Source organism: Embleya sp. NPDC005971, assembly GCF_040629175.1.
In the GTDB taxonomy this organism is placed as follows: Bacteria; Actinomycetota; Actinomycetes; order Streptomycetales; family Streptomycetaceae; genus Embleya.
Genome location: NZ_JBEXUX010000183.1, coordinates 1 through 1,631 on the forward strand (window position 1 = coordinate 1; position 1,631 = coordinate 1,631).

Genomic DNA, 1,631 nt, shown 5'->3' on the forward strand with positions numbered 1-1,631 from the left:
GGCTCTGTCCCGTAATCGGTGGTGACCAAGGGTGACAGAAGTCGTTGGCATGGTGTGCGTGATGTCAACGAGCTTGTGGGTGTGGTGTTTTCGGGGCTGTCGGCCCTCGTCGTCGAGCGTGTTTCGGACGAGGGTGAGGTCATCCGCGTGTCGGCGCGGACGCGGGACGATCCGGTGCCGTGCCCGGTGTGCGGGCGGCCGACGGGGCGGGCGCACGGCTTCCACGGGCGGGTGGTCGCGGACGTGCCGGTGGACGGGCGGCGAGTCGTGGTGTCGGTACGGGTCCGACGCCTGGTCTGCCCGATGCTCGACTGCCCGCGGCAGACGTTCCGCGAGCAGGTGCCCGGCGTCGTTGAGCGCTATCAGCGTCGCACCAGGAGGCTGACCCACCAACTCGGTTACGTGGTCGAGGAGTTAGCGGGAAGGGCGGGCGCCCGCCTCTCCCGCGCGCTGACGTGCGCGATCTCCCGCTCGACCGCCTTGCGCCTGCTCATGCGCCAGGCGCCGCCGCCGCTGCGTGTGCCGCGCGTGCTCGGCATCGACGACTTCGCCCTCAAGCGCCGGCACCGCTACGCGACCGTGATCATCGACGCCGAGACCGGCGAACGCGTCGATGTCCTGCCCGACCGCACCACCCAGACCCTGGTCGCGTGGCTGCGGGAACACCCCGGGGCCGAGTACGTCTGCCGCGACGGTTCCGCCTCCTACGGTGAGGCGATACGCCAGGCCCTGCCTGACGCGGTGCAGGTCAGCGACAGGTGGCACCTCTGGTCGAACCTGTGCGGCAAGGTCCTGGCCGAGGTCCGCTCCCACGCCGCCTGCTGGGCCACCGCCGTGAACCCCGTCCGGCCCGGGGGCGTGCGCGAGCAGACCACCCGCGAACGCTGGCAGCGGGTCCATCACCTGCTCGGCCAGGGCGTCGGCCTGCTCGAATGCGCCCGGCGCCTCGACGTCGCGTTGAACACCGTCAAGCGGTACGCCCGCATGAAGGAGCCCACCGGCGAGCGCCGCGCACCCCGCTACAAGCCCACACTCGTCGACCCCTACCGTGATCACCTGCGCCGGCGCCGTGCCGAGGACCCCGCGGTGCCCGTCACCCACCTCCTGAACGAGATCAGGGAACTGGGTTACACCGGCAGCGCGAACCTCCTGGTCCGCTACCTCACCCAGGGCCGCGCCGAGGGCGACAAGCCCGTCACCACCCCGCAGCGCTTCGCCCGACTCCTCCTCAGCCGCCCCGAGAACCTGCGCGACAAGGAGACCGAACTGCTCAGGGAACTCACCCATGCCTGCCCGGAGATGACCGAACTCGCCCGTCTGACCGGAGAGTTCGCCCGCCTTCTGACGCCGGCCAAGGGCAATGACGCCGAGCTCACCGCCTGGATTACCTCAGTTCGCTCCGCCGACCTTCCCCACCTGCACTCCTTCACGAACGGCCTCGAACTCGACCGGGCCGCCGTCGACGCCGGACTCACCCTCCCCTACAGCAACGGCCGCACCGAAGGCGTCAACACACGAACCAAACGGATCATGAGGCAGATGCACGGCCGAGCCGGGTTCCCCCTGCTCCGCCACCGCATCCTCCTCCAGCGATCACCACAAAGCGCTACCACCGATTACGGGACAGAGCC

At 70.1% G+C, this 1,631-nt stretch carries 1 protein-coding gene; it reads left to right on the plus strand.

Going from position 1 to position 1,631, the window contains the following annotated elements; genetic code table 11:
- Nucleotides 1-84: 84 nt before the first annotated feature.
- Nucleotides 85-1,631, plus strand: a 1,547-nt coding sequence (locus ABZ374_RS48470) for an ISL3 family transposase (RefSeq protein WP_360325234.1), incomplete at its 3' end; no start/stop codon positions are given.